Source organism: Bartonella sp. AA56HLJMS (genome assembly GCF_042197145.1).
Taxonomy (GTDB): Bacteria; Pseudomonadota; Alphaproteobacteria; order Rhizobiales; family Rhizobiaceae; genus Bartonella.
Window position 1 is genome coordinate 1 of sequence record NZ_JBHIRL010000020.1, and the last position, 24,660, is coordinate 24,660.

Annotated in this window: 33 protein-coding genes; all 33 read left to right on the top strand. The window is 46.5% G+C overall.

The window, feature by feature from the left end:
- Window positions 1-138: 138 nt before the first annotated feature.
- Window positions 139-537, top strand: a complete 399-nt coding sequence (locus tag ACFINI_RS08290) for a hypothetical protein (protein ID WP_375633713.1) — start codon at window positions 139-141, stop codon at window positions 535-537.
- On the top strand, window positions 537-1,445 hold the full coding sequence (locus ACFINI_RS08295; protein WP_375647622.1) for a ParB/RepB/Spo0J family partition protein: 909 nt from the start codon (window positions 537-539) through the stop codon (window positions 1,443-1,445). The genes ACFINI_RS08290 and ACFINI_RS08295 overlap by 1 nt, the downstream gene beginning before the upstream one ends.
- The gene (locus tag ACFINI_RS08300) at window positions 1,442-1,900 is read left to right on the top strand and encodes a hypothetical protein (RefSeq protein WP_012232200.1); all 459 of its coding nucleotides are present in this window, start codon (window positions 1,442-1,444) and stop codon (window positions 1,898-1,900) included. The genes ACFINI_RS08295 and ACFINI_RS08300 overlap by 4 nt, the downstream gene beginning before the upstream one ends.
- Window positions 1,897-3,873, top strand: a complete 1,977-nt coding sequence (locus ACFINI_RS08305) for a transposase domain-containing protein (protein ID WP_375647625.1) — start codon at window positions 1,897-1,899, stop codon at window positions 3,871-3,873. Before ACFINI_RS08300 ends, ACFINI_RS08305 begins: the two co-directional genes overlap by 4 nt.
- Before the next feature lie 195 nt (window positions 3,874-4,068).
- On the top strand, window positions 4,069-4,248 hold the full coding sequence (locus tag ACFINI_RS08310) for a hypothetical protein (protein ID WP_375632612.1): 180 nt from the start codon (window positions 4,069-4,071) through the stop codon (window positions 4,246-4,248).
- The gene (locus ACFINI_RS08315; protein WP_375647629.1) at window positions 4,217-5,248 is read left to right on the top strand and encodes an AAA family ATPase; all 1,032 of its coding nucleotides are present in this window, start codon (window positions 4,217-4,219) and stop codon (window positions 5,246-5,248) included. Before ACFINI_RS08310 ends, ACFINI_RS08315 begins: the two co-directional genes overlap by 32 nt.
- Window positions 5,245-5,508, top strand: a complete 264-nt coding sequence (locus ACFINI_RS08320; protein ID WP_375621662.1) for a hypothetical protein — start codon at window positions 5,245-5,247, stop codon at window positions 5,506-5,508. The genes ACFINI_RS08315 and ACFINI_RS08320 overlap by 4 nt, the downstream gene beginning before the upstream one ends.
- Window positions 5,508-5,786: a hypothetical protein gene (locus ACFINI_RS08325; RefSeq protein WP_375621669.1), complete on the top strand. Its 279-nt coding sequence runs from the start codon at window positions 5,508-5,510 to the stop codon at window positions 5,784-5,786. The genes ACFINI_RS08320 and ACFINI_RS08325 overlap by 1 nt, the downstream gene beginning before the upstream one ends.
- Window positions 5,770-6,393: a DUF3164 family protein gene (locus ACFINI_RS08330; protein ID WP_273755326.1), complete on the top strand. Its 624-nt coding sequence runs from the start codon at window positions 5,770-5,772 to the stop codon at window positions 6,391-6,393. The genes ACFINI_RS08325 and ACFINI_RS08330 overlap by 17 nt, the downstream gene beginning before the upstream one ends.
- 10 nt (window positions 6,394-6,403) lie before the next feature.
- Window positions 6,404-7,021 carry a regulatory protein GemA gene (locus ACFINI_RS08335; protein ID WP_375647633.1) on the top strand — a complete coding sequence of 206 codons (618 nt, stop codon included), beginning with the start codon at window positions 6,404-6,406 and terminating at the stop codon, window positions 7,019-7,021.
- Between the two features lie 6 nt (window positions 7,022-7,027).
- Window positions 7,028-7,435 carry a helix-turn-helix domain-containing protein gene (locus ACFINI_RS08340; protein WP_375613743.1) on the top strand — a complete coding sequence of 136 codons (408 nt, stop codon included), beginning with the start codon at window positions 7,028-7,030 and terminating at the stop codon, window positions 7,433-7,435.
- Between the two features lie 87 nt (window positions 7,436-7,522).
- Complete coding sequence (locus ACFINI_RS08345; protein ID WP_375613744.1) at window positions 7,523-8,104, top strand: glycoside hydrolase family 19 protein; 582 nt, start codon at window positions 7,523-7,525, stop codon at window positions 8,102-8,104.
- Window positions 8,101-8,388, top strand: a complete 288-nt coding sequence (locus ACFINI_RS08350) for a hypothetical protein (RefSeq protein WP_375612317.1) — start codon at window positions 8,101-8,103, stop codon at window positions 8,386-8,388. The genes ACFINI_RS08345 and ACFINI_RS08350 overlap by 4 nt, the downstream gene beginning before the upstream one ends.
- Window positions 8,381-8,719 (top strand): hypothetical protein, encoded by a 339-nt coding sequence (locus ACFINI_RS08355; RefSeq protein ID WP_375621660.1) that lies wholly within the window; start codon window positions 8,381-8,383, stop codon window positions 8,717-8,719. Before ACFINI_RS08350 ends, ACFINI_RS08355 begins: the two co-directional genes overlap by 8 nt.
- Window positions 8,685-8,927 (top strand): hypothetical protein, encoded by a 243-nt coding sequence (locus ACFINI_RS08360; protein WP_375646427.1) that lies wholly within the window; start codon window positions 8,685-8,687, stop codon window positions 8,925-8,927. The genes ACFINI_RS08355 and ACFINI_RS08360 overlap by 35 nt, the downstream gene beginning before the upstream one ends.
- Window positions 8,924-9,238, top strand: a complete 315-nt coding sequence (locus ACFINI_RS08365) for a DUF2730 family protein (protein WP_375607966.1) — start codon at window positions 8,924-8,926, stop codon at window positions 9,236-9,238. Before ACFINI_RS08360 ends, ACFINI_RS08365 begins: the two co-directional genes overlap by 4 nt.
- On the top strand, window positions 9,235-9,591 hold the full coding sequence (locus tag ACFINI_RS08370) for a hypothetical protein (RefSeq protein WP_375612320.1): 357 nt from the start codon (window positions 9,235-9,237) through the stop codon (window positions 9,589-9,591). The genes ACFINI_RS08365 and ACFINI_RS08370 overlap by 4 nt, the downstream gene beginning before the upstream one ends.
- Window positions 9,554-10,135: a phage protein Gp27 family protein gene (locus ACFINI_RS08375; protein ID WP_375647640.1), complete on the top strand. Its 582-nt coding sequence runs from the start codon at window positions 9,554-9,556 to the stop codon at window positions 10,133-10,135. Before ACFINI_RS08370 ends, ACFINI_RS08375 begins: the two co-directional genes overlap by 38 nt.
- Window positions 10,128-11,750 (top strand): hypothetical protein, encoded by a 1,623-nt coding sequence (locus tag ACFINI_RS08380; protein ID WP_375647642.1) that lies wholly within the window; start codon window positions 10,128-10,130, stop codon window positions 11,748-11,750. The genes ACFINI_RS08375 and ACFINI_RS08380 overlap by 8 nt, the downstream gene beginning before the upstream one ends.
- Window positions 11,751-11,762: 12 nt before the next feature.
- Window positions 11,763-13,343 (top strand): DUF935 domain-containing protein, encoded by a 1,581-nt coding sequence (locus tag ACFINI_RS08385; RefSeq protein WP_375647644.1) that lies wholly within the window; start codon window positions 11,763-11,765, stop codon window positions 13,341-13,343.
- Window positions 13,336-14,541: a phage minor head protein gene (locus tag ACFINI_RS08390; protein WP_375647646.1), complete on the top strand. Its 1,206-nt coding sequence runs from the start codon at window positions 13,336-13,338 to the stop codon at window positions 14,539-14,541. Before ACFINI_RS08385 ends, ACFINI_RS08390 begins: the two co-directional genes overlap by 8 nt.
- Window positions 14,542-15,128: 587 nt before the next feature.
- Window positions 15,129-16,127: a phage protease gene (locus ACFINI_RS08395; RefSeq protein ID WP_375647648.1), complete on the top strand. Its 999-nt coding sequence runs from the start codon at window positions 15,129-15,131 to the stop codon at window positions 16,125-16,127.
- Window positions 16,124-16,465, top strand: coding sequence for a hypothetical protein (locus ACFINI_RS08400; protein ID WP_375613753.1), 342 nt, complete (start codon window positions 16,124-16,126; stop codon window positions 16,463-16,465). Before ACFINI_RS08395 ends, ACFINI_RS08400 begins: the two co-directional genes overlap by 4 nt.
- A 12-nt stretch (window positions 16,466-16,477) precedes the next feature.
- On the top strand, window positions 16,478-17,443 hold the full coding sequence (locus ACFINI_RS08405) for a capsid protein (protein WP_375647651.1): 966 nt from the start codon (window positions 16,478-16,480) through the stop codon (window positions 17,441-17,443).
- Window positions 17,444-17,458: 15 nt separating this feature from the next.
- A complete protein-coding gene (locus tag ACFINI_RS08410) occupies window positions 17,459-17,881 on the top strand; it encodes a gp436 family protein (protein WP_375612327.1) in 423 nt (140 codons plus the stop codon).
- Window position 17,882: 1 nt separating this feature from the next.
- A complete protein-coding gene (locus ACFINI_RS08415; RefSeq protein ID WP_375647655.1) occupies window positions 17,883-18,377 on the top strand; it encodes a phage virion morphogenesis protein in 495 nt (164 codons plus the stop codon).
- Window positions 18,374-18,895: a hypothetical protein gene (locus tag ACFINI_RS08420; protein ID WP_375647659.1), complete on the top strand. Its 522-nt coding sequence runs from the start codon at window positions 18,374-18,376 to the stop codon at window positions 18,893-18,895. The genes ACFINI_RS08415 and ACFINI_RS08420 overlap by 4 nt, the downstream gene beginning before the upstream one ends.
- Complete coding sequence (locus ACFINI_RS08425) at window positions 18,892-19,485, top strand: baseplate assembly protein (protein ID WP_375647663.1); 594 nt, start codon at window positions 18,892-18,894, stop codon at window positions 19,483-19,485. The genes ACFINI_RS08420 and ACFINI_RS08425 overlap by 4 nt, the downstream gene beginning before the upstream one ends.
- Before the next feature lie 12 nt (window positions 19,486-19,497).
- On the top strand, window positions 19,498-19,698 hold the full coding sequence (locus tag ACFINI_RS08430; protein ID WP_375620339.1) for a hypothetical protein: 201 nt from the start codon (window positions 19,498-19,500) through the stop codon (window positions 19,696-19,698).
- Window positions 19,699-19,701: 3 nt separating this feature from the next.
- Complete coding sequence (locus tag ACFINI_RS08435) at window positions 19,702-20,088, top strand: GPW/gp25 family protein (RefSeq protein WP_375621649.1); 387 nt, start codon at window positions 19,702-19,704, stop codon at window positions 20,086-20,088.
- Entirely contained in the window at window positions 20,075-20,926 is an 852-nt protein-coding gene (locus ACFINI_RS08440; protein WP_375647667.1) for a baseplate J/gp47 family protein, read from the top strand. Before ACFINI_RS08435 ends, ACFINI_RS08440 begins: the two co-directional genes overlap by 14 nt.
- Complete coding sequence (locus tag ACFINI_RS08445) at window positions 20,926-22,032, top strand: phage tail protein (RefSeq protein WP_375647670.1); 1,107 nt, start codon at window positions 20,926-20,928, stop codon at window positions 22,030-22,032. Before ACFINI_RS08440 ends, ACFINI_RS08445 begins: the two co-directional genes overlap by 1 nt.
- Window position 22,033: 1 nt before the next feature.
- Window positions 22,034-24,660: DUF4815 domain-containing protein (locus tag ACFINI_RS08450; protein ID WP_375647672.1), on the top strand; the 2,627-nt coding region annotated here is incomplete at its 3' end.

A 24,660-nucleotide genomic window follows, 5' to 3' on the forward strand; every position in this document is an offset into this window, starting at 1 on the left:
AAAAAGGTTTATCAATGTCTAAAGATCAGTACGAAATAGGCAAGATAAATTGCATAGAGTTGCATCATAGAACAGCCATTTGGATGGATTGGTTCTGGCGATTAGGGGATAATCATATTGTTTTTATAGGGGGTGGTTATGGTTGCTGCTTATAATTTATGGACGCCCGAGGCAAAAAGAGAAATCTTTAATCCTTATTCAGAAGCTGAACGTTTGGAAGCTATGCTTGCCTGTTCTTTAAAAGCCGTGAGTGGTGGCTTTCGGCATGTACCGATCCGGTATATTATTGACCCTCCGCATGGATTGTTTGATGCGATATTAGCGCGGCAAATTGCCATTCATATTTTGCATTATCAATTTGAGGTGCCGCGGCGGCGTATTGTTGCGATGCAAGTACGGAAGCAGACTGCTATCTTTCTTGCTTTGCAAGTGATTAACCGGCGTTTGGAAGAACCCGTTTTTGCGAAAGCTTATCGAAGATGGGCGGGGCGTGCGATGGATTTATTCTTACGAGAAATGGAAAAGGCGGGGGCGTGATGGCACAGTTTCAAAAGCTTGCTCTTGATGTGATTGTGGTGCCGGAGCGTATACGCCCTGTGGATGATGAGCATGCCAAGGCACTTGCACAATCAATAGTGCGGGAGGGATTGATGAATCCGATTACGGTGCGCCATACCCCTAATGCTAAAGAGGGTAATTACACGCTTATTGCTGGTGCACACCGGCTTCGTGCTGCTGAGCTTTTGGGCTATAGTGACATTGATGCGGTTGTGGTGCAGGCGGATAAAGAGAATGCTGCGCTTTTAGAAGTGGCTGAAAACCTGTTTCGCAATGAATTGTCTGTTATTGATCGTGCGCTTTTTGTCCAGACTTACCGCGAATTGTGGGAAAAGAAGTATGGGGAAATTAAGCGTGGTGGGGACGGTAGTAATCAATATACAAAGGACAAAGTGGCAAAGGGTAAAGTTTACCCTTTGATCGGTGAGGATGCAAATTTTGAGCAATTGGTGCAAGTTGCACCAATTGCTCATGCGAGTGGAGAAAATGACAAAAGGACAGTTTTATCTTTTGCCAAACATGTGGCGGACCGCATTGGTTTTTCTCAAGATGTTGTAAAACGTCTTAACTGTATTGCCCAACATCTACAGCCAGAATTACGCTCTGTTTTGCGGGGGACAGCATTGGCGGATAATCAAGCGCAATTGTTGAAGTTGGCGAAGATGGAGCCGGTTGCGCAACGGCGGGTGGCGATTGCGCTCCAACAGGTTGATGGGGATTTGAGGCGGGCTGTTGATTTGGTCAATGGGGTTAATACGCCGCCGCAAATTAATGAACAAGAGCGGGTTTTTGCTCAGTTATTGGGTGTTTGGCAGAGAGCAGATGCGCAGACAAAGGCGCGGTTTTATGATTATTTGAACAAGCAATCGGGGGAGGTGCTGTCATGAAGAGGCATGGTTGCGGGCAGCTTGATTTTTTCCAAAAGCCGGTTTTTCCCTGCCGCGAACCCGTTGCGCAGATTGATTTAGGGCGGTTTCGCTCACGCATTAAGCGTGCGATGGCGCGGGCTTTGAGAGAATGCCGGCATGAGCGCAGTGTTATTGCGGAGCGTATGGCGCATTATTTAGGGATTGGGTGTTTAAGTAAGGCAAGTTTGGATGCTTATGTTGCGGAAAGTAAGCAGGTGGATATTTCCCTGCCGCGGTTTAAGGCATTTGTGCGGGCGACAGAGGCATTTTGGCTCTGGGATGAGGTGGTGAGTGAAGATGGATTGTTGCTGTTGCAGGGGGATGAGGCACGTTTAGCAGAAATTGCGCGGCTTCAGCAGGAACAGCGGGAGATTGCAGCGCAATTGAAAGCCATGCGCGCAACGCCGGTTCGCATTAAAAGGGGGCAGCCATGAAGGAATGGTTTCGTATTGCCGAATTGGCTGAGGCAGCTTTGCCAGGGTTGCCGAAAACAAAGATCGGTCTCAACAATCTTGCGCTTAAGAAATGGCGTTTGAATACACAATTGTTTCGCCAAACATTAGGCAAAACCAAGCCGGTTTGGGAGTATCACATCTCTTTATTGCCGGAGGGGGCGCGGGCGGCATTGTTGGTGCGGGCAGGTGGTGTTGATGTGAAACAAACGCAAGGGGAGCAAAAGGCAAGTATTTGGGTGCGTTATGAGGGGCTTTCAAAGGCGCATAAAAGGCGTTGTGAAGAGCGTTTGAAGGCACTTTGCTTTTGGGAAGATTTGCTCCATGCCGGTATGGGTGTGCATGATGCGGCAAGTTTGAGTGCGGTGCAATTTGGTGTAAGTCGGATGTCGCTTTTTAATTGGCGGCAGATGGTGGAGGGGTATGAGCGCCCTGATTGGTTGGCAGCTTTAGCGCCTTGTTATGGTGAGGAGAGTTTTTCGCAATTTGCGCCGTGTCATGAGGGGGCGTGGGAGGTTTTTTGTTCGGATTATTTGCGCCCGTCTCGCCCTGCTTTTTCGGCATGTTATCGGCGCATGGTTTCGGTTGCGCAGGAGCGGGGTTTTGAGCCCATTCCTTCTGAGCGGGCTTTGCGGCGTCGTTTTAAGGCGCAAATTTCCAAAGCGGTTGTGGTTTTAGCACGTGAGGGAGAAGAAAAGGCAAAAAAGCTTTATCCAGCACAACGGCGTGATCGCTCAAGCCTGCATGCATTGCAAGCGGTGAATATGGATGGACATAAGCTGGATGTTTTTGTGAATGTTCCTTGGACAGAGAAGCCTGTGCGGCTTTATCTGATTGCCATTCAAGATCTTTATTCGGGCAAGATTTTATCGTGGCGCTTGTCAGATGCTGAGAGTTGGGAAATCGTTCGTTTGGTGATTGGGGATATGGTAGAGGCTTATGGGATACCGGAGCGTATGACCTTGGATAATGGGCGTGCCTTTACCAGCAAGTGGATTTCTGGAGGTGTGCAAAACCGTTTTCGTTTTAAGATTAAGCCGGATGATCCGCGAGGGCTTTTGACGAGTTTGGGTGTGCAATTGCAATGGACCACCCCTTATAGCGGACAGTCTAAACCGATTGAGCGGGCATGGCGTGATCTGGCAGAAGCGATTTCTAAACATCCCTTTTGTGCGGGGGCTTATACGGGCAATAAACCGGATGCCAAGCCTGAAGATTATGGAAAACGCGCGATAGGATTTGAAGCGTTTAAAGCCCATGTTGGTGCGCAAATTGTGGCGCATAATGCGCAAGCAGGGCGTAAGGCGGTTAATTGTGCGGGGCGCAGTTTTGATGAGACCTTTGCAGAGAGTTTGCAAGCAGAGGGGACGATTATTCGGCAAGCAACGGCAGCACAACGGGCTTTATGGCTTTTAACCTCTGAGGCATTGCGTGCGCAAAAGGGTACGGGCGAGATCCATTTTTATGGCAATCGTTATTGGGCGCGGGCGTTGAATGAGCATGCGGGGAAAAAAGTGATTGTACGCTTTGATCCGGATAATTTGCATCAAGATTTACGGGTTTATGATTTGAACAATCGGTTGCTTTGTTTGGCACCATGCCTTTCTGATGTAGGTTTTTATGACCAGCAGGCGGCGCGCTTGAATGGGCGTTTGCGTAAAGAATATGTGAAGGCTGTTAAAGCAGAAAAACAGCTAGCGGCAAAGCTTGCGCCTGATCACTTGGCCGATGTTTATGGTCGCCTTGAGAAAAAGGATGAAGCGTTCAAATCTAAGCTTCCGATAAAGCCAAAGGTGAGCCGCTTGATGCCAAACAATGTGGGGAATTTAGCTTTGAAAGCAGACGATGATGAGGCTTTGGGGGCTCGAGAATTTAGTCAACACTTGCATAAAGCTTTGAGAAAGCTTTCCGCCTCTGATGAGGGGCGTGAGGTGATCAAGTTTCCCAAGCAATAGAATAAGGAAATAGGAAAAGAGAGGGGGGATTATAAGAATTCTCAAAAGGAAGCTGGTTTTGTATCGCGTATCAGCTTGAAGCGTTAACAAAGAAAGGGGGGAGGAATCTTAATCCTTTAAAAGTCTAATCAATACATGAAGTTTCTAGGTGTCTTTGCTTATCAGGTGAGATGCGTGGAGTTAGCAAGTTCCCTGATGTGTGAGAAAGAACCAAGGGGAATTTGTCAGGGAGCCGTTTTAGTATCGCGTACGGCTTTAAATGTTCATTCTAAAGACAAAAGAAAGGGGCGGGTGGGAGCCCTTCCCCTTTCGCAGTCTAAAATCAATACAGAGGGGAATATACATGAAAAACGCGATAAATGCAACGGTCGATAAAAATCCTTGGGCGCGACCTAAAATCCAGCCTAATGGAACAGCACAAAACCGCAACAGTGATGACATTGCTTTATGGAATGAGCTTGTGGATGCGGTGAGAGCTTTGGGGCAAATGAATGATTGGTCGAAAGCAGAGGTGGCGCGGCGCATAGGGATGCCGGATGGGACGTTTTCGCAATGGTATGCAGGCAGTTATGCGGGGCAATTGGGTAAGCAAAATGCAAAGGTTCAACAATGGGTTGAGGTTTTAAAGGAAACGGCGGGGTTTTTGGAGAAGATCCCTGAAAAACCAGCCTTTCAGAGGAATCGAATTGCCAGTGAGATCATTGATACTTTAACGCTGGCACAAAGTACGGGGGATATGGTGATGATTACGCTTGATGCGGGCAGTGGCAAGACCGAAACTTGCCGCCATTATCGCTCTACCCGCCCGCATGTTTATCTGGTGACAGCCAGCCCACATACGCGCAGTGTTCACGGTATTTTGAATGATATGGCAGCAGAATTGGAAGTGGTGGAATATAATCCCACCCGCTTAACGCGTGCGATTGGTAAGAAATTAGAGCGTGTTGGTGGCGGAACATTGTTGATTGTTGATGAAGCGCAAAATTTAACGGATGAAGCGATTAATCAGTTGCGCCATTTTGTTGATATTAATGGTACGGGGCTCGCTTTGGTTGGGAATGATGAGATCTCGGGGCGGTTGGTTCATCGTCAAAATGGTCCCTCTTATGCGCAAATTAAAAGCCGATTGGCGATGCATCTGAAACGGCGCAAGCCCTATAGTGAGGATATTGCTGCGCGCATTCATGATTGGGGGATTGAGGATGTTGGTGCGATAAAGTTTTTGACAGGGATTGGCTTAAAGGCTGGAGCTTTGCGGCAAATTGACAAAACCATGATGTTGGCACGCATGGCAGCGCTTGGAGATGGGTGTGAGGTGACCCTGAAACATGTCAAAGCGGCATGGAAAAACCGTGACGTGGAGGAATTGGCATGATCTCTTTATGCGACAAAGAATTATCCGATACGCTTGTTGGTCTTTATGACGATTATCAATGCGGTTTTGATATTGGAGAAAAGCTTAAATTGTGTGTTGATTTGGCGTTATTGCTTGAATTGGAGTTGAGTGTTCACCGTTTGGGGGAAGCGGATGCGGTTTTGGAAGCTGAAGTTGCAGAAGTTTTGGCTGAGTGTGAAGGCTCTGATGCGGATGAGAGCAATCGTGTGATTTATATGGATTTTGGAGGAAGCAAATGATGGAACGTAACCCTTATATGGTAAGAGATTGCTTGATTGCTTTGCGCTCTGCCTTTTTACAGTATGAGGTGAATGGCATTTTTATGCATGGACAAGATGTTCGAGAATTGAATGAGTATTTGCGTCGTTTGGCAGGCTATAACCACGTTTTAAGTCATGAGCTTATGCGGTGTCGTTGGCAATTGAAAGCGGGATGTGCGCCTTCTTCAGGGGATGTTGTGCCATTTCGTCGTTTTCAAAAAACACAGGAGGAAGTTGGTGATGAATCCACAAATTGAACTTGAAGGTACGCGTTATATGAAGGATGCGAAAGGGGCTTTGGTGCCGGTAAGTTTGATCCGCCCTGCGGATTTGTTAGAGGATGAAACGGTGCGCAAAATTATGGGTTTTGCGAAAGAATTATCGGCAAGGATTGCACGTTTTAACAACCATACGATTGCGGATTTGAGTGATTTTGATAGCTTGCTTGCGCAAGAATATGGTGTGGAGCGGCGTGGCAAAAAGGGCAATTGTACTTACACAAGCTTTGATGGTTTGCAACGTATTAAGGTGCAAGTTCAGGAAAGTGTTGATTTTGGACCGCAATTGCAAATTGCCAAAAGCCTTCTTGATGAGTGTTTGAATGAATGGTCTGCGGATGCACGCCCTGAAATCCGTGCGATTATTACGCGTGCTTTTAATACGGATAAAGAAGGCAAGGTGAATCGGGGCGAGATCTTTATGCTGTTGCGTTTGGATATTGATGATCCACGCTGGAAAGAGGCGATGCGTGCCATTCGTGAAGCGATCCGTGTGACGACATCTAAGGAATATGTGCGTTTTTATGAGCGCGATAGCCTAGAAAGCGCTTGGCGTGCTGTGACCATTGATCTGGCGAAGACATGAGGGGAGGGAGATGTCTTTAGCTGTCCTTCATATGGGAAAACGCGCGTTAGGTCTTGATGATGAGACCTATCGCGCACTGCTCTATCGCTTGACAGGCAAGCAATCGGCGAAAGATTTGAATTTTTCAGAAAAGCACTTGGTTATCGCTGAAATGAAAGCGTTTGGTTTTAAGCTGAATGGGAAGCGTTTAGAGGGTAAATATGCTAAGAAGCTCCAGGCGCTTTGGATTGCTGGGTGGAATCTTGGCATTATTCGTGATCGTTCAGATAAAGCGTTGCTTGCCTTTGTGAAAAGACAGACAGGGATTGATCATGTTCGCTTTTTACGCGATAGCGATGATGCATGCAGAGCTATTGAGGCATTGAAAGGTTGGTTGCAGCGTGAGGGTGGGGTTGACTGGAGAGGAAAAAACCGCGAAGATTCATGGAGGAATAAACCAAGCATTTCCATTTTGTGTGCCCAATGGAAGTGTTTGAATCCCGATGCTGTGTTTGATGTGGAATCTTTTCATCAAAGTGTTATGGCGTTAAGTGGTAAAGCTTTTGGTGAGATGAGTGGGGGCGACTTTAGAGAAGTGATGAATGTTTGGGGGCGGAAAATCCGTAAAGGTGTTAAAAGCGAGGGGTAAGCATGTATGCAAGAGGAAATCTATAGCGATTTTCCTGCCTTATTGCGTGAAATAGCTGATGTTGCGGGCAGTGAAGCAGCATGGAATATGATGCGGGCTTTTGGTGGACGAGAAGTTTATATACCCGGGCGTCTTGAGAGTGCGGATTGGTTGATTGAAATTGTTGGGTTTGAAGAGGCGCAGCAACTCATCAACCATTTTTGTTTTAATGGTTCGGGTGTGCGCCTTCTTATCCCCCTTGGCAGAGATGCTGAACGGCGGCAAAAAATGGTGCAAGCGTTGCAAAAAGGCTGGTCGGTTGATGCTGCAGCTGCTGTTTCTGGTATGCATGTGCGCACAGCCTATCGCTTGAAGAAGAAAATTTCTTCAAAAGAACCACAAGGTTTATTATTTCCAGAGTTTTATGAGTATTGAGAGTTTTGACTGACAGTGTCAGGCTTATATTGGGGGTTTGAAATCCGATAAACTGCGCATGGATTTTTATGCATTGAGTGGTTTGTTATGGTTTCAATAGATGCTTCTTTTCTTCATCGCCTTGCGCCTAAATTGGCGCATCATGCGCGCCAAGATTTTATTATTGTTGAAATGGCACGCGTGTTGCCTAAAGCTTTATCTTATGGGGCACTCACAACACCGTTGCGTATTGCCCATTTTTTAAGCCAATGTGCCCATGAGAGTGATGGCTTTTTTACCGTTTGTGAATATGCCTCAGGGCGCGCTTATGAGGGGCGGCGTGATTTAGGCAATGTCAACCCTGGGGATGGGGTGCACTTTAAGGGGCGTGGTTTGATCCAGTTGACGGGGCGCAATAATTATCGTCGTTTTACGAAGTTTTGGCGCTTAGTCGATGAACAAGCGGTTGATTGTGAGGCATTTCCGCAAGAGCTGGAAAAGTTTCCAGCAGCGCTTTGGTCTGCTGTTTGGTTTTGGCAAATGAAAGGCTTGAATAGGCTGGCTGATCAAGATGATTATTTAGGGATTACCAAGGCGATTAATGGGGGAAGAAATGGACTTGTGCAACGTTTGATTTATTTAAACCGCGCCAAAAAGCTTTTGGGACTTGGAGGCGAGGTAAAGGCATGAAACCTTCTTATCGTGGTTCTAGGCTCTATTTATGGTGGTCCTTTTGGTTTGCTTGGGGGGTTATTTTTTTGCTCGTTTCTGGTGGTTTGTGGGGGGCTCCGCATATTGTTGATATGGCGAGCATTTCTATTCCTTCGATGGTGGCGATTATTGTTGGCAATCTGGGGGTGCATCGTGGCTTTGGCTCGTTGGATTTTTCTAATAGGAAACATTCCCATAAGCGGCATAGCAGCTCCTATGATGGGGTGGAGATAACGAGGTGGGGAGATAAAAGCAATGTTTAGCCCTGTTTCAAAACTGTCTTTTGGTTTGTTGTTTTTGGTCAGTGTGATGTTGGCGGCTTTTGGCTTTATGAAAGCGCAAATTTTAAAAGCGGAAAAGGCGCGTGATTTGTATTGGCAGTTGGAGATTGCCAAGGCTTCAGCACGTGCACTGCTTGTACAAGAGCGACAAAGACAAGCAGCGTTGGAAGCTGAGCATCGAGCGCAAGGGGTGATTTCGGCTTTGGAACAAAAGCTTACAAAAATGGAGGAAGTCAATGCAGTATTGCCAACTACTGGCGGTGGCATTGGGCTTGAGCGTGTGCGCTTGCTCAACACACAAGCCGGTGGGTAGCCTTTCTTATCATTTTTTATCGGTTGAGTTGCCGCCTGTTGTTCGCATGGCGTGTGCCCGCCCAGCTTTATTGCCAGAGCGTGCTTTGAATGCGCGTGAAGTGGTGCACTATTGGGGGCGTGATCGTGCTGCTTTATTGATTTGTGAACAGCGCAGAAAAGCTGCGGAGCGGGCGATTTTAGGCAAAAGAGAGGGGACTTTTAAGTGAATTTGGATATCAGTGTTGCCAATGGCTGGTTGTCTTTATTGTTATCGGTTATTGCGATTTGTGGGGTTTTGAGAGCCTATTTTTCTTCAGGTGCGCGGGAAATGCTGAAAGATATCACGGCGCTTAAAGAGCGTGTGCAAAAGTTAGAAACAGAGATGGACTTTTTGCCTGATCGTGATGCGCTGCAAAGATTGGAAGTGAATATGGAGAAATTGAATGGTCGTCTCAACACGCTTTCTGCACAATTACAACCGGTGGCAGCCATTGGTGAGCGCTTGCAAGAGTTTTTGTTGGAGAATGCCAAGAAATGAAAGCAGATATGGATAAAATCATCCGTGAAGAAGCGCGGTTGATTATTTTAAAAGGGCTTGCTTGTGAGCGCAGCGAAACTTTATCGAGTGCGATGATTGAGCGGCTTTTATACAGTTATGGCATCAGACGCGATCGCGATTTTGTGCATAATGAACTGGCATGGATGGAAGATCAAGGTGCTGTTACTTTAAAATGTGTGGGTTCAGTTTTTCTTGCGGCATTAACAGAACGGGGAGCGCGTCATTTAGACCGGAGCTTTTCCATTGAGGGGATTAAGCGGCCTAAACGTTCATCAATAAAAGACGAGGTGAAGGATGCGCAAGGTCGGGCGTGGACGTTTAACGGCGATTGATTTATTGCCGCAAGCTTGTGATCAAATTATTGCTGCTGCTGCTGAGGCTTTAAATGGGCGTGAGAAGACGCAAATGGCTATTTATGGTGAGTTTAAAGCGGCTTTGAAGGCTTTACGAAAGGAAATGGGTCTCAACTTTTCTATACCCTCTTTTTCCAGTTTTAATCGTTATTCTTTGCGGCTAGCCGTGATGTCACGGCGCCTAGAACAGACAAGAGAAATTGCAGCAAGCCTCTCGCAGCGCTTTGATGCTAAAGCTTCTGATAATATCACTCTTTTGACGGCGGCAGCGATTAAAGAACTGATTTTTTCCACGTTAAGCAGTGGGAAAAACCTTTCGCCAAAGGCAGCACAAGAATTGGCCAATGCGCTTAAAGGCGTGTTGGCGGCTGAACATTTGTCGACCACGAGGCGGCAAAAGTTGGAAAAAGATTTTGCCTCCAAAGCAAGCAAAGCGGTTGACGCAGCAGCAGCAGCGGCGGGGCTCTCAGAAGAAACAGCGCGAGCTATTCGTGCGCAGGTGTTGGGGGTAAAACATGGCTGAACAGCCCTTTTCAAAAAGTCATGTCTTTGATCATCAGAGTGGTTTTGATATTTGGCAGGCGAGTACTTTCCCTCAAGAGCAAGATCCTTTGGAGGAAGGCGTTTTGATGGCGCATCAACGGGCATGGATTGAAGATAAGTCCCCATTAAAATTGGTTGAAAAGGGGCGGCGGACCGGCATTACTTTTGCGGAAGCTTTGGATGATACCCTTATTGCGGCAGCAACGCTTAAGGCTGGTGGCGATAATGTTTTTTATATTGGAGACACCAAAGAAAAGGGACGTGAATTTATTGGTTATGTGAGCAATTTTGCAAGGGCAATCACTCGTAATAGTGGGGATGTGGAGGAATTTTTATTCTCTGATCAAAGGGCGGATGGTTCAACAAAATATATCTCTGCTTATCGGGTGCGTTTTGCTTCGGGGTTTCGGGTTGAGGCGCTTTCTAGCCGCCCTGAAAATATTCGCGGACTACAGGGCATTGTGGTGATTGACGAGGCGGCTTTTCATCAAGATGTGCGCGCTGTTTTGGATGCTGTCAATGCTTTGCTCATTTGGGGAGGAAAAATCCGTGTGATCTCCACCCATAATGGTGTGCTCAATCCTTTCAATGAATTGATCCGTGAAGCGCGAGCAGGTAAGGTTCCTTTTTCGGTGCATTGTTACCCCTTTGGTGTCGCTGTTAAAAATGGCTTGTTTAAACGAGTTTGTGCCATGAAGGGGGAGGTGTGGAGTTTAGCATCTGAACAACAATGGGAAGATCAAATTCGCGCGTCTTATGGGGTGCGTTTGGCTGCGATGCGCCAAGAATTAGATGCCATACCAGCCGATCAAGAAGGGGCGGCTTTAACACGTTTGCAGATTGAAAATTGTTGCGCGCCTGACATTGCAGTGTTGCGTTTTGCTTGTGTGGATGATTTTAAAAATCAATCGGAACATCAACGAAGTGTTGCTGCTTTTGCTTGGTGTGAGAAACATATAAAACCTCTTCATATTGGGCTTGACCGGCGGCGCCAACATGTTTTTGGTGTTGATTTTGCCAGATCGGGCGATGCGACATCGATTGTGGTGATGGAGGTGGGACAAGATTTGGTGCGCCGTGTCCGGTTTATGGTGGAATTGCGCAATACGCCGTTTGATCAACAAAGAGAGATTTTATTTTATGGGGTGAATGGTTTGCCGCGTTTGATGGGCGGCGCGTTAGATGCGCGGGGCAATGGGGCTTATTTAGCCGAAAAAGCGGCGCAGCGTTATGGGGCTCTTGTGAAGGAAGTGCCCTTGTCACAAAGTTGGTATGGCAAGGAAATGCCGGCTTATTTAGAAGCTTTTGGGGATGGGACGATTGTTTTGCCGCGCGATAGTGACATTGTTGCCGATCATCAAGCGCTTGCTTATGTCAATGGCATTGTGAAAATTCCAGACAATCATCGTTTTAAAGGCAGTGATGGTTTTATGCGCCATGGTGATAGCGCGATTGCTTGCGCTTTGGCTTATTTTGCCAGCCGCCAAACTCCTGAAATTTATGATTATACACCTGTGAGAGAGGCTTATCGTTTTGATGAAAGCTCGCTCTTTTCAACGCCTTTTTTTTCAACAATGCGATCAAAGATTTATTGATGGGATGATGAGATGGTAAAACTTTTAGATCAGTGGGGCAGGGCGCTTAATATCAAAGGGTTGGAGAGGGAAGTCGCAAGCCCTACCGTTGGCGGTGTTCGTGATGTATGGTCACAAACCATTGTCAGTGGTCTGACCCCTGCGCAACTTGCTGATATTTTGCAACAGGCAGCACAGGGGCATCCAGAGCAGTTTTTTCAACTTGCCGATGATATGGAAGAGCGTGATTTGCATTATCGTGCTGTGCTTGGCATGCGTAAAAATGCTCTCACAGGGGTGGAGCCTGGAGTGATTGCCGCAAGCAACAGTGCACAGGACAAAAAGATAGCAGATGCGGTGCGGGAAGTGATTAGTGCGCCTACCTTTGTTGATGATTATGTCACGGATTTGTTAGATGCTTTGGGAAAAGGCTATGCGGTTGTTGAAACTTTGTGGGACAAGAGTGCCAAGGAATGGTGGCCGGTTGCTTGGAAATGGCGTGACCAGCGGTTTTTTCAATTGGATCGACGGGATGGTTTTCATTTGCGTTTAAAAGAAGAGGGCTCTTTGCATGGAAGTGAATTGCCTGCTTATAAATTTTCTATTCACAGACCCAAGTTGAAAAGCGGTTTGCCTATTCGTTCTGGGCTTGCGCGGCTTGCAGCTTGGGTTTTTTTGTTTAAATCTTATACCTTAAAAGATTGGATGGCATTTTTAGAAGTTTATGGCATGCCTTTGCGTGTGGGTAAATATGGGGCAAGCTCTTCTCATGAGGAGCGACGGGTTCTCATTCAAGCAGTGCGTGATTTATCCAGTGATGCGGCAGCGATTATTCCCAAAGAGATGGAGATTGAATTTATTGAAGCGGCAGGAGGCAGTGGCAATGCGGTTTTTGGTGTCAAGGCGGAATATTTAGATCGACAAATTTCTAAAGGTGTGTTGGGACAAACCATGACGACGGATGATGGTTCGTCCTTTTCGCAAGCACGCATTCATGAAAATGTGCGCCATGATATTGCCAGAGCTGATGCACGCCAATTAGCTTTAACGGCTAATCGTGATTTGATTGTGCCTTTTGTTGAGATTAATTTTGGACGCCAAGAGCGCGCCCCCCTTGTCTATTGGCCGATTTCGGAAAATGAAGACATTAAAGCGATTAGTGATGCGCTGGAAAAACTCGTGCCTTTAGGTTTGCGTGTTGGGGCGCAAGAAGTGCGCAATAAGATTGGTTTTTCGCAACCAAAAAAGGAAGAGGATATTTTAAAGGCTCCTGATAATGCGCTTGATGATGAGAGGGGAGAAAAGGCTCATGTTTGTGCTGATTGTGGAGGTGTTTTTGATGTTTCTGTGACAAGAGAGAGCAAGGGTGCAAAAGAGAAGGGTGGGAAACATCACGACGAATTGGACCGGCTTTCTGAAGAAGCTTTAAGCGACTGGGAAGAGGACTTAGAACCCCTTTTAGAGCCTTTTAAAAAGCTTGTGAGAGAAGCAAAAAGTTATGAGGATATCCTAAAAGGCTTAGATGAATTGCTTGGTGAGATGGATCATCACGCATTAGCAGCGCGCTTGGCAAAAGTACAAATGATTGCACGTGGGCTTGGGTATCATGGATGAGGAACTTTTTAAAACCGCCCCTAAAGAGGTCACCCGTTATTTTGAAGCCAAGGCACTTGTTCCAAGCTTTGATTGGCGTGATATAGCACCAGAAGAACATGCCTTTTCCTTTACGGTGGCAAAATCGCTAGGCTATGATATTTTGGAGGATTTTAAGCGAGCGGTTGGAGAAGCCATAAAGCATCAAGTTCCTTTTCAAGATTTTCAAAAAAATTTGATGCCGATTTTACAGGAAAAGGGTTGGTGGGGTAAAAAGACCAGCATTGACCCCAAAACTGGTGAAAAGAGCGTGGTACAATTGGGCAGCCCACGGCGTTTAGAAACGGTCTATTGGGCCAATACCATGAGTGCGCATGCGGCAGGTGAGTGGGAGCGCACACAAAATAATAAAGAATTTTTGCCCTATCTCACCTATGCTTTGTCAAGTTCAGAACATAAGCGTTTAGAACATGAAAGTTGGGTGGGGTTTACGGCACCCGTTGATGATCCGGTTTGGGATTGGCTTTATCCACCCAATGGCTGGCGGTGTAAATGCAGTGTGCGACAGGTAAGCCGTTATGAAGCAGAAGATTTAGGCTATGAAGAGGGGGCAGAGCCACTTCATGTTGAAAAGCAGGTTTGGCACAATAAGCGGACGGGGAAAGTTGAGAAGATACCAAAGGGCATTGATCCTGGTTGGCATTTGAACCCTGGGAAACATCGCGCGCAAAATTTAAGCAATTTTTTGAGTGATAAAATTTCTGTGATGGGGGACAATGACAAACGCATTGCCATTGAAGATATTGTGGGTTCGCCGCTTTTGGAAGCGATGTTTGAAGGACGTATGCCTCGCGGGTTTATACCCATTGCACCTATACCACAAAAGGTGCGTGATGTTTTTGCAGCGGAAAATTCTCTTATTCGCTTATCCGCAGACAGTGTGAAACATATTTTGTTAGAGCATCAAGCGCGTGATCTTCGCTTGGATGATTTTCGGGGCGCCATTCAAACACTCATAAAACCCCATGGAATTATCAGGCGAAAAGGTGTACCGAGCGTTATGTTTTTTGGTGAAAGTGGTGGGACATGGTGGCGCTTTGTGGTCAAATTTGTAGCAAGCAAACAAGAATGGTGGTTGACCTCCATGCATAAAAAAAACTCTAGAGAAATTGGACGCTTATTGGATGCGGCTGAAAAAAAGGGCGAGAGGTTGTTGTAAAGAGAACACCGGAAAGATCTGCTGGCTTTTGTGAAAAGAGAAGGCGTGGAGGGCGGTCAACTCCTCGCAGATCCGGTAAAACCGTCCTGGTATAACTGGCTCACGCCTCGTGGATAGAAGTAACAGTTTAAAAGTTTAAAAGCAATCTTTAAAAAAACGACTTGAGAAAAACCATGTTGGCTTTTGTGAAGAGAGCCGATGTTTGAGAAAATAAGAAGGCGTGGAGGGCGGTCAACTCCTCACAGATCCGGCAAAGCCGCCCTGGCATAACTGGCTCACGCCTCGCAGGTAATCTAACAGTTTCAACGTTCAAAAGCAATCTTTAAAAAAACGGCTTGAGAGAGGCTTTTTTTGTATAAGACGATAATTGTACCTCTCACTTCACAACGGCGCTCTATCGTCTTTGAAGTGCCTTTGAAAACGATTTTATGGGATGGTTTGGCACGGGGGTTTCTCTCACAAGGAGAATAATAGGGAAAAGAGTGCTTTTTGAGAAATGCTCTTTTGACTGACAGTGTCAGACTTATAGTGGGAGTAAGTTTCATGCATTGTATTGCCAATGACAATTGTAAAGCAATAGGCAATGTATGGAACAGGAATTTCACGAAGATCAAAAAGATGGGGATGCAGAAACATTTCATGCTGCGTTAATAGATCTTTGCCAAGACGCTACCGTTAGCCAAGCGCCTGAGTGGGTAGAGCTTTTGCCCAAAGCGCCCCATGTGAAGGCACGTGATGGACGACAATGGCATTATAACCCGCAAACTATTTTAAAAGCCTTTGCAGCCAATAAAGGACCGCTTGTGATTGATTATGAGCATGGGCAACATCACCGTGCGAGAAATGGTTTAGAAGCACCTGCCAGTGGCTGGATTGAAGAATTAGTAGAGCGGGATGGTGCGATTTGGGGGCGTGTTAAATGGACCGATATGGCCGCTAAAAAGATTGTTGCCCGAGAATATCGCTATCTTTCGCCGGAGTTTCGCCATTCCAAGAAAGGTGAAATTTTAAATTTAGCCGGTGCTGGTTTGGTGAACCGTCCAGCCCTTGTCATGACGGCTTTAAGCCGTGAACAGCCCTCCCCTATAACTTTGACGGAGAAAATGATGGATTTGACAGCCATTGCCAGTGCACTATCGCTGGCAGAAGATGCTAAAGCGGATGAGGTTTTAGCAACGCTTAAAGCGCGCGAAAAGGAACGCGTGGAATTAAATGCCCAATTAACAAAAGCGCGAGAAGATTTAGCGCTTTTGCAAGAAGAGCAAAAAAACAGTGCCATTGAGAGTCTTTTAGATAAGACCATTGAAGAGGGCAAGATTTTGCCGGCTGCTCGCGAGGAATATCGTGCGCTTTGTGCCCTTGAAGGGGGGATGGAACATTTTAAAAGTTTGGTCGAGAAGTTGCCGGCGCTTGCCTCAACAAGCCCTCTAGAAGTGTGTGCCTTAGCACAAGAACCAAAGCTTGCTCCAGAAGAGGTTGCCCTTGCGGCACGCCATTATCAGGAAGAGCAGAAGCAAAAAGGCTTCGACATCACCATTAGCCAAGCGGTTGAGTATATTAGCGAGCAAAAGGAGCGCCCATTATGAGTACGATGATTTTAATTAAATCTTTTCGCGCTGGAGATGTGATCTCACCTTATTGCATTGTTGCAGCGCGCGGTGACGGAATGGTGGCAACGGCTTCTGGTAAGGGTGATAAATTATTAGGGACTGCTGGGTCATTGAGTGCCAAGGCTGGTGAGATGATTGATGTTGGCCAATGTGGTTGGGGCGAAGTGGTTTGTGGAGGCAATGTTTCCTTTGGTGATTTTTTGACCTCTGACCCCAAAGGACACGCCATTAAAGCGGAAGCCGCAGATCGCACCATTGGTATTGCCATGAGTGATGGTTCTGCTGGTGATGTTATTTCTTTTAAAATTAATTAATCGAGGCATAAAATGAACAGACCTTTTCCCATTGATCCAACACTCACCGCTATTGCTATTGGTTATCGCAATCCAGCAGGTTCTCTTATTGGCGATAGAGTTTTGCCACGCGTTTGTGTTTTAAGTGAGGTGTTTAAATATAGTGAATTTCCTTTAGCAGAAAATTTTACCGTGCCTGAACTTGAGGTTGGGCGAAAAGGGCGCCCGAATGTGGTGGAATTTTCTGCCTTTGAACGGGAAGCCAGTGTCAAAGATTACGGACTTGATGATCTTATCCCCAATTCAGATATTGAAGCAGCGGCACGCGCACGAGCAGAAAAGCGCTCTCGTTATAACCCCGAAAAGACAGCTGTAGAGGGACTTGCCAATTTGCTAGAATTGGGGCGTGAAGTGCGTGTTGCAGCGCTTGTGCAAAGAAGTGAAAATTATGCACCAGAGCGGGTGATTACGCTTAAGGGTGAAAATAAATTTAGCGATTATGAGAAATCTGACCCTTATGCCACTTTAGATGAGGCGATGGATAAAAGTCTCGTCTATACGCCCAACACCATTGTGATGGGCAAAGTTGTTTGGTCAAAACTCAAACGTCATCCCAAAATCATTAAAGCCGTTAAAGGGGGTGGCACTGCTGATGGTTTTGTCACCAAGGCGCAATTTGCTGATCTGATGGAAATACACCCCGATCGTTTACTCATTGGTGAATCGCAAGTGAATTTGGCACGTAAAGGGCGTTCGGCACAATTGGCACGCGTGTGGGGCAATAAGATTGCACTGCTTTATATTGACCCCACCAAACAACAGGCAGATGGTTCGGTGATCAGTTGGGGTTTTAGCGCCCAGTTGGGCGAACGTTTGTCTGGAGTGATCAATGATCCAGATATCGGCTTATCAGGCGGTAAACGGGTGCGTGTGGGGGAACGTGTGTGTGAATTGGTTGCCGCAAAAGATGCCGGCGTTTTGTTGCAAGAAGTTGTCTAAGGGAAACTTTTAAACATGGCTTATGCAAGCAAAACATTGATTGAAGAGCTCTGGGGTGATGACTTCTTGGATGATTTGTGCGGGATGGATGAGAATTCTGATCCAGTTTTTTCAGAGCAAGCCATTGCCCGCGCGCTCGAACAGGCAAGTGGTGAGATTGATGTGCATTTGTCTCATCGCTACTCAATCCCCATTGCTGGACAGCCAGCGGCTCTGGGTATGATCTGTGTCAATATTGCTGTTTATAATTTAGCCATACGCCATACGGCACTGACCACGACTATTGAAGATCGTTACAAACAGGCGGTTGATTTGCTGAAACGTATTGCCGAAGGCAAAGCGGGTTTAGGTATAGATGAACCTAAAATTATGAGCGAAGATGGTCCCGTGCGTGATGGGGCTTTCTTCCATGCCAAGCCGCGTTTGATGGGAAGATAATATGTCTGTTGCAACCCATATTGAGATTAAAGAGACAGGGCTTGAAGCGGCTTTATCCTTTTTGCAAAAGGGAGCTGATAGCTCGATGGGGACTTTGGCACAAGGGGTTGGGCGTCTCATTCAAGAAAGCACAAGGCGGCGGATTCAAAGTGAAAAAATGTCTGCTCAAGGAGAGAAGTGGAAAAACAATCATGCCCGTACCTCCATTCTTTATGCCAGTGGGGCGCTTTCACGCTCCATTGATATGAAAGCTTCACCAGAACAGGTGATTGTGGGCTCTGGGTTGGTTTATGCGCGGATTCATCAATTGGGTGGGGTTATTCGCCCGAAAAATGGCAAGACACTGCGCTTTTTTCTTAAAAGCGGCAATGCACATCGCTTTGTTTGTGTGCATCAAGTGACCATGCCCGCACGCCCTTATTTGGGGCTTTCAGAGCACAATAAAGTGGAAATTGTCAAAGCGGCAGAAGACTGGCTGGAAAGGGTCTTTTCATGAGTCAAACGATTAAAAATGCTGGGCGCATTAATCAGTTTCGTGAAGCGGTGATAAGAAGCCTTAAAGGCGCTTTACCGGATGTGCGTGATTGCGGCTGTCAATTTGGACGCTTTAATTTAGAAGAATTGGAAACACAAATGCTGGTGGCACCAGCTGTGCGTGTTGCGGTGTTAGAAAGCCGTTTGAATCCTGTAGCAAGTGGGCACATGAGTGCTGATCTTCATTTAGGGGCTTTTATTATTACCACAGGTAAAGAGCGTGATGTTTCCAGTTGGCTTTTAGCAGAAGCCATTGCGGTGCTTTGTCATAGCGGGCAATTGTGGGGACTAACGCATTTGAGTGCCCCGCGTGATGTCCAGATTGAACCGATTATTTCCGCGGCGATTAAGCAGCGTGGTGTATCGATAAGCGTGGTGGAATGGCACCAAGATTTGCATCAGTTGGGACATGATATTTTTTGTGATGAAGGACAACTCAAAAGTGGTTTGATTTCATGGGACAATGAGGTGGGGGCATGAATGACGCACATCTCTTAAGTGATACCTTTCGACAAATCATGAAGCGTCTTGATGCGCTTGAACGCTGTCTTGCCAACCAGCACATGATCGGGCGGGTTGTGCAAGTTGATGGCCATAGGGTGCGGGTGAAACTTTCCGAACAGGGTTCCAATGGACAAGCGGTTTTATCGCCTTGGTTGCAAGCGCAAGAAGCTTCTGGCGCTCTCTCAAGCAATATGCCCCTCCATGTTGGTGATCCGGTGCGGTTGTTAAACCCCCATGGCGAAATTGGTTCTGCCTCTCTGGTGGTGCGCGATAGCTATAGTGAGGATGCGCCTAATCCCGCACGCTCTTTCCAAGAACTTGCTCTGTGTTATGCCGGTGGCGCTTTGCGGATGACAAAAGATGAACTTATTCTCTCCCATGGGGAAAATCAAATCCATTTGAGTGAAAAAGGTTTGGTGCTTTCTCATCAAGCAACCCGTGTTGAATTAACGGGCAGTGTGCACATTCAAGCAGAAGATTTACAGCATAATCAAAAATCTGTTGGCGCAAGCCACAAACACGGTGGGGTCAAAATGGGTCCCTCCACAACCTCTTCCCCTCTTTAAAGGAGTTTTATCATGCGTGAGAACACTTATGTTATTTTAACCAATGCCGATTTTGTTGCAGGCAAGCGTTCACCAGGCAAGGGTGAGGAAATTTGTTTAAGTGAGGAAGCGGCTAAATATCCGTTGCTGCTTGGTCAGATCGCTGAAAAACCAGCCCCTGTTGTTGCTGCGGCCCCAACGGTCTCTACCACAAAGACAAGCAAAGGCGCTTAAAGCATGCGGTGCGGGATGAGCGAAAAGGATGGCTCTCTCTTGTATGGCTTTGCGCATTGTCAACAGTCACTTCGTAAATGTCTGACGACAAGAATTGGGACACGGGTTTTGCGTCGTCATTATGGATGTGATGTTGGAGCATTCCAAGATGCCAATGCTGATCCTGCGACGATGATGCAGCTTTATCAAGCAATTGTTGAAGCACTCGATGATCCAGAGTGTGGAGAGCCTGGGTTTTCGTTGCAGAGGATTGATCTGACAAAAGCAACGCGTGAAGGCACATTCCATTTTGTTTTAACGGGTGTTTTTTATCCCAATGGGCATTTGGGGGATTGGTCACACCAAGAGCCAATGAGCATCAATTTAGAGGTTGGTGATGACAGAGCTTGAACCTTTTCCTCTCCCACAAATTATTGAAGAGCTTTCTGTTGAAGCAATTTTAGAGCAAAAGATCACGCGTTTGACTGAGCTTTTTGCGGCGCATCATATTCCTTATAATGTGGAAAAGACCGCTTATGATCCCGTGGTCATTCAATTGCAAGCGGCGGCTTATGAAGAGTTGCTGTTGCGCCAACGGATCAATGAAGTGGCGCGGGATAATTTACTCACATTTGCTCGTGGAACAAGTTTAGACCATTTGGGGGATTTTCATGGGGTCACGCGCCTTTTGGATGAAGATGATGAGCGGTTTCGCCGCCGCATTCGCTTGAATAGACAAGGACATTCCACAGGGGGCACAGCGCCACGTTATCAATATTTTGCGCTCTCCAGTGATATCCATGTCAAAGATGCTTTTGTTTATCGTGTGGGCAAAAGCCCGATTATTCATGTGGCTCTTTTTAGTGATAGCCCATCAGGGGTGGCAGATGAAGCTTTAATTGCCAAGGTGCAAGCCGCCCTTGATGCCCCCCATGTTAAAATGACCAATGACCACATCCTTGTGAAAAGCGCGGTACAGCGGATGATCAATGTTTCTGCTGATTTTTGGTTGTTACCGGATGAAGGCTCCTTTGTTTTGGAAAGAGCGGAGCAGAATTTAAGAGCAGAATGGGCGCGTGCGCAAAGGCTTGGGCGTGATTTGTCTTTAAGTTGGATACTAAGCCGCTTGATGGTTGAAGGCGTTCACCATGTAAACATAACGCAACCTTGTGAGGATATTTTGGTCGCACCGGATGAAGCCGTCGCACTAGGGGATATTGTCTTGTCTGAACGGGGGCGTGCTTATTGATGCTTTCCTCACTTTTGCCCCCAAATTCGAGCTTGTTTGAACGTTGTTTTGCAGAAGCAATGGCTCTTGACCCTCACGTTAAAATGGCACTCGAAGAAATACCCCGCGCGAAATTTATTACGCGTCCGCCTTCTTGGTTGCCCTTTTTAATAGACGAATATGGCTTACAAGAATTAAACCCTTATTTCTCTAACCTTTATGATTTAATTGATCAGGGTCTTGCATGGCAAAATATTCGCGGCTCCCTTGAGGCAATAGAGATAGGGCTTGAATGGTTAGGGATTTCGGCACGCTTTCAACCCGCCTGGACGGGGCGAGCATGGTGGAACTCCTTTCAACTTGATTTTGATCAGTTGCCTGAACGCAAAAGCCTTGAAGCTATTGAAGCAATCACAGATCTTTCCAAAAGTTTGCGCTCTGATTTTCGCCGTGGGACCTATGGTTATGATGTGCAAGCTGTTGAATGCAATATGTCACGGTTTGATGACAGCATGTTGGAATATGAAAGCGGTGTTCACTTAACAGCTGGGGACACTTTGTTTTCCTTTGGACGCACAACAGAAATCAATCACACGCTCACAAGAGAAGAAGGCAGGCTTATTGGTAATTGGATAGATGATGGGGATGAAGAGTTAAGCTGGAACCAAATTGATTATCCTTGGGATTTGGCAAATTTTCCGTGGTGTTCGGTCAAAAAACATGAACGCGATATACTCATGGCAGAGTGGTTCCAAAATCGTCCCCTTTATTTGGCTTTAAGAGACGAAAACAATACTCTGATTGGGTATCGCCGATGCAACATTGTCCAGCCTGTAGAGCAGGTTTTAGAGGGTGTTTACAACCATTGTGGCAACAGATTTAACCCTTCTACAACAGGCACTCTGTTGTTTCTTGCAGCCCGCACAGATTTTGAAGATGTTGAGGACAAACAAGCCGCCGCTGTTTCCCTTCTCGTTCATGGCTGTCTTGCACAACAAACCCCTCTTGGCAAACTTTGGTTAGGGGCTGATGAGCTAAATGGCGGTGTAGAGATACTCAAAACGCCTATCAATATTCCTTTGCGTGCCGATGTTCGCGAACAATTCAAGATTTTATTGAGGTTTTAATATGAAGCATGAAAGTGGTTTACCCTTTGCAATTGACAGATCTCGCGGCAAAGAGGAACAACAAAGCGTGGTGTTTTATGGCACGCGTCCCTTTATTCAAAGTGGTGAACTCAATGAAGTTCAAACCATTATAAGGGGACGGCATGACCGATTGGGGCGCCTTGTGGCACAAGAAGGAGACCGCGTTGAACGGGCTGATGCTTTTGTCAACAAAGAGACAAGGACCGTCACTTTAACGGATGGCAAGATTTATATTGCCGGCGATATTTTCCCCGTTGCACCAGCTGTACTCAACAATGTTGCCATGATTGGGCGCTTGGAAATTGGTGTGAAGCTGCAAAAAAAATGGATAACACACGAAGATGATCCAGAGCTCTTGGGGCAAGTCCCTGGCACCTTAGCAGAAGGAGAGCCTGGAGCGGCACGCGAAACAGCAAAGCTTGTTTGGGCACTAAAAGAGGATGCGCAGCAAGGGGCTTTCTTTCCGGTTTATATCTTACAAGATGGTGTTCTGATTGATCAAAAATCCCCCTCATTGCTTGAACCCGCCATGCAAGCTATTGCGACGTACGACCGCGCCCATGGGCATTATATCGTGAGTGGCTGCCGTGTAAGTGCATTGGGAGCCAATAACGGTTGCCAAGTGTTTAGTATTCAAGAAGGAGAAGCCAATATCAATGGCTTTAAACGCAAACGCTTAGCGGCTTTGCGTCATGAAGAACTCGAGGACTTTTCGACAAGCGTTGTTCCTAGCGAAACGCATATTTTTGCGCCCCCAAAAGGGAAAACAAGTTTCACCTTTAAACCCTATTATTTTCCTATTGCCGATATTCAGTCTCTTTTGTTGACAAAAGAAAAAACCGTTAACGTCACCCGTGGTGCCGTTGCCGCTGGGCGTGATGGTGTTCCTGATAAAAGCATCACCGCGTTTATCAAAATCGTTCAAGGAAGCAAGGAATTTAAAGAAGGCACAGATTTTAAAAAAACAGGAGACACCATTGATTGGGCACCGGTGGGAGACGAACCTTTAGCAGGGAGCAGCTATAAGGTGACTTACCGCTATCGCGCAAAAATCACGGCTGATAAAGTAACAGCGCAGGAAATCACTGTCTCAGGGGGTGCGGAGGGTGGTGATATTATCGTCAGTTACACTTATAAATTGCCCCGCATTGACCGTATCGGTCTCAACACGGGGGGCAATGTGGTTTACATCAAAGGTATCTCAGTAGACCAACCCATGGCACCCAGTGTTCCTGATGATGTGTTGTCCCTTGCAACCATTACCAACAATTGGCTTGAAATGCCGGTTGTGGTCAATGATGGCACACGGGTTGCCCCCTATGATGAAATGTGGCGCTATTTTCAACGAGTGCTTTCGCTTGACCGTCTGATGCAATTAGAACGGATTAAAAGCAATGTTGACTCTAAAGAGCCTGTTGCTAAAAAAGGCATGTTCGCTGATCCCTTTCTTGATGACTCTTATAGAGATGAAGGCTTTCAACAAACGGGGGCTGTAGGCAACGGCATTTTGCAGCTTGCCATTGACCCAACATTCTATACTGCTCCTTTAAAAGCGCCTGTCACGCTTGACTGGACAAATGAAGTGATCATTGCGCAAGAGTTGACAACGGCTTGCGAAAAAATCAATCCTTATCAAAATTTTGCACCCCTGCCTGGTACAGTAACCCTTGAACCCGCAACAGACTTTTGGCATGAACAACGCACCGATTGGCTCTCGGGTATCACCAATCAAATCATTATGGGAAAACATCGCGGCAGTACCATACGTAGAACAGAAGTAAGCGATAATTTCATCAACACACACCAAGAACAAATCGACTTTTTAAGACAAATTACCCTTCACTTTAAAATTGAAGGTTTTGGCAGTAGCGAAATCTTGGAAAGTCTTACCTTTGATGGTGTGAATGTTTTACCAAAGAGTCTCCTTATTGCCGATAGCAAGGGCACCCTTGAGGGCGCTTTCACGATTCCACAAAATATTACGGCTGGCACAAAAAACGTTGTGGCACGGGGAAAAGGTGGAACCATTGCAACGGGGCTTTTTACCGGTCAAGGTCTGATTGATGTGAAAGTGATGCGGCGCACCACCACGGTGAAGATATGGACGCAAGTGGACCCACAAGCGCAAGTTTTTACCCCCGATGAAACACGGCAAATCACCGGTATTGACTTTCATCTTTGCAAAATCGGCAATCAGAACCATGATTTGGTGATTGATTTGGTCACTACAGAAAACGGCTATCCTACCGCCGATATTCAAGCGCAAAGCTTTTATTCTATGAAGGGCGCAAAGCTAGGTTGGGCAGAAGCACGCTATGATGTACCACTCCTTGTGATGGATGACCGCTTAACGGCTTTTGTCATTAAAACCGATGATGCTGATCATTCTGTCTCACTAGCAAAGCTTGGGGATTTTGATGCAGAACACCAGAGATATGTCTCAAGTCACCCTTACGTGACCGGTCCACGCTTTTCTTCTGTTAACGCACAAAGTTGGACAGCCCATCAAGATGAGGCTTTAGCCTTTCGAGTGCTGGCGGCACGCTACACACAAACAGAAAAAACCATTGATCTTGGCACTTTTGATCTTGTGGACTGCTCTGATTT

Coding starts and splice junctions, on each gene's coding strand:
- ACFINI_RS08440 (WP_375647667.1), top strand. CDS start 20,075: ATGACAGAGCTTGAACCTTTTCCTCTCCCACAAATTATTGAAGAGCTT.
- ACFINI_RS08345 (WP_375613744.1), top strand. CDS start 7,523: ATGGTTTCAATAGATGCTTCTTTTCTTCATCGCCTTGCGCCTAAATTG.
- ACFINI_RS08415 (WP_375647655.1), top strand. CDS start 17,883: ATGTCTGTTGCAACCCATATTGAGATTAAAGAGACAGGGCTTGAAGCG.
- ACFINI_RS08320 (WP_375621662.1), top strand. CDS start 5,245: ATGATCTCTTTATGCGACAAAGAATTATCCGATACGCTTGTTGGTCTT.
- ACFINI_RS08350 (WP_375612317.1), top strand. CDS start 8,101: ATGAAACCTTCTTATCGTGGTTCTAGGCTCTATTTATGGTGGTCCTTT.
- ACFINI_RS08375 (WP_375647640.1), top strand. CDS start 9,554: ATGCGCAAGGTCGGGCGTGGACGTTTAACGGCGATTGATTTATTGCCG.
- ACFINI_RS08330 (WP_273755326.1), top strand. CDS start 5,770: ATGAATCCACAAATTGAACTTGAAGGTACGCGTTATATGAAGGATGCG.
- ACFINI_RS08300 (WP_012232200.1), top strand. CDS start 1,442: ATGAAGAGGCATGGTTGCGGGCAGCTTGATTTTTTCCAAAAGCCGGTT.
- ACFINI_RS08380 (WP_375647642.1), top strand. CDS start 10,128: ATGGCTGAACAGCCCTTTTCAAAAAGTCATGTCTTTGATCATCAGAGT.
- ACFINI_RS08445 (WP_375647670.1), top strand. CDS start 20,926: ATGCTTTCCTCACTTTTGCCCCCAAATTCGAGCTTGTTTGAACGTTGT.
- ACFINI_RS08310 (WP_375632612.1), top strand. CDS start 4,069: ATGTGTGAGAAAGAACCAAGGGGAATTTGTCAGGGAGCCGTTTTAGTA.
- ACFINI_RS08420 (WP_375647659.1), top strand. CDS start 18,374: ATGAGTCAAACGATTAAAAATGCTGGGCGCATTAATCAGTTTCGTGAA.
- ACFINI_RS08385 (WP_375647644.1), top strand. CDS start 11,763: ATGGTAAAACTTTTAGATCAGTGGGGCAGGGCGCTTAATATCAAAGGG.
- ACFINI_RS08290 (WP_375633713.1), top strand. CDS start 139: ATGGTTGCTGCTTATAATTTATGGACGCCCGAGGCAAAAAGAGAAATC.
- ACFINI_RS08410 (WP_375612327.1), top strand. CDS start 17,459: ATGGCTTATGCAAGCAAAACATTGATTGAAGAGCTCTGGGGTGATGAC.
- ACFINI_RS08305 (WP_375647625.1), top strand. CDS start 1,897: ATGAAGGAATGGTTTCGTATTGCCGAATTGGCTGAGGCAGCTTTGCCA.
- ACFINI_RS08335 (WP_375647633.1), top strand. CDS start 6,404: ATGTCTTTAGCTGTCCTTCATATGGGAAAACGCGCGTTAGGTCTTGAT.
- ACFINI_RS08325 (WP_375621669.1), top strand. CDS start 5,508: ATGGAACGTAACCCTTATATGGTAAGAGATTGCTTGATTGCTTTGCGC.
- ACFINI_RS08340 (WP_375613743.1), top strand. CDS start 7,028: ATGCAAGAGGAAATCTATAGCGATTTTCCTGCCTTATTGCGTGAAATA.
- ACFINI_RS08430 (WP_375620339.1), top strand. CDS start 19,498: ATGCGTGAGAACACTTATGTTATTTTAACCAATGCCGATTTTGTTGCA.
- ACFINI_RS08395 (WP_375647648.1), top strand. CDS start 15,129: ATGGAACAGGAATTTCACGAAGATCAAAAAGATGGGGATGCAGAAACA.
- ACFINI_RS08315 (WP_375647629.1), top strand. CDS start 4,217: ATGAAAAACGCGATAAATGCAACGGTCGATAAAAATCCTTGGGCGCGA.
- ACFINI_RS08425 (WP_375647663.1), top strand. CDS start 18,892: ATGAATGACGCACATCTCTTAAGTGATACCTTTCGACAAATCATGAAG.
- ACFINI_RS08370 (WP_375612320.1), top strand. CDS start 9,235: ATGAAAGCAGATATGGATAAAATCATCCGTGAAGAAGCGCGGTTGATT.
- ACFINI_RS08400 (WP_375613753.1), top strand. CDS start 16,124: ATGAGTACGATGATTTTAATTAAATCTTTTCGCGCTGGAGATGTGATC.
- ACFINI_RS08295 (WP_375647622.1), top strand. CDS start 537: ATGGCACAGTTTCAAAAGCTTGCTCTTGATGTGATTGTGGTGCCGGAG.
- ACFINI_RS08355 (WP_375621660.1), top strand. CDS start 8,381: ATGTTTAGCCCTGTTTCAAAACTGTCTTTTGGTTTGTTGTTTTTGGTC.
- ACFINI_RS08390 (WP_375647646.1), top strand. CDS start 13,336: ATGGATGAGGAACTTTTTAAAACCGCCCCTAAAGAGGTCACCCGTTAT.
- ACFINI_RS08405 (WP_375647651.1), top strand. CDS start 16,478: ATGAACAGACCTTTTCCCATTGATCCAACACTCACCGCTATTGCTATT.
- ACFINI_RS08435 (WP_375621649.1), top strand. CDS start 19,702: ATGCGGTGCGGGATGAGCGAAAAGGATGGCTCTCTCTTGTATGGCTTT.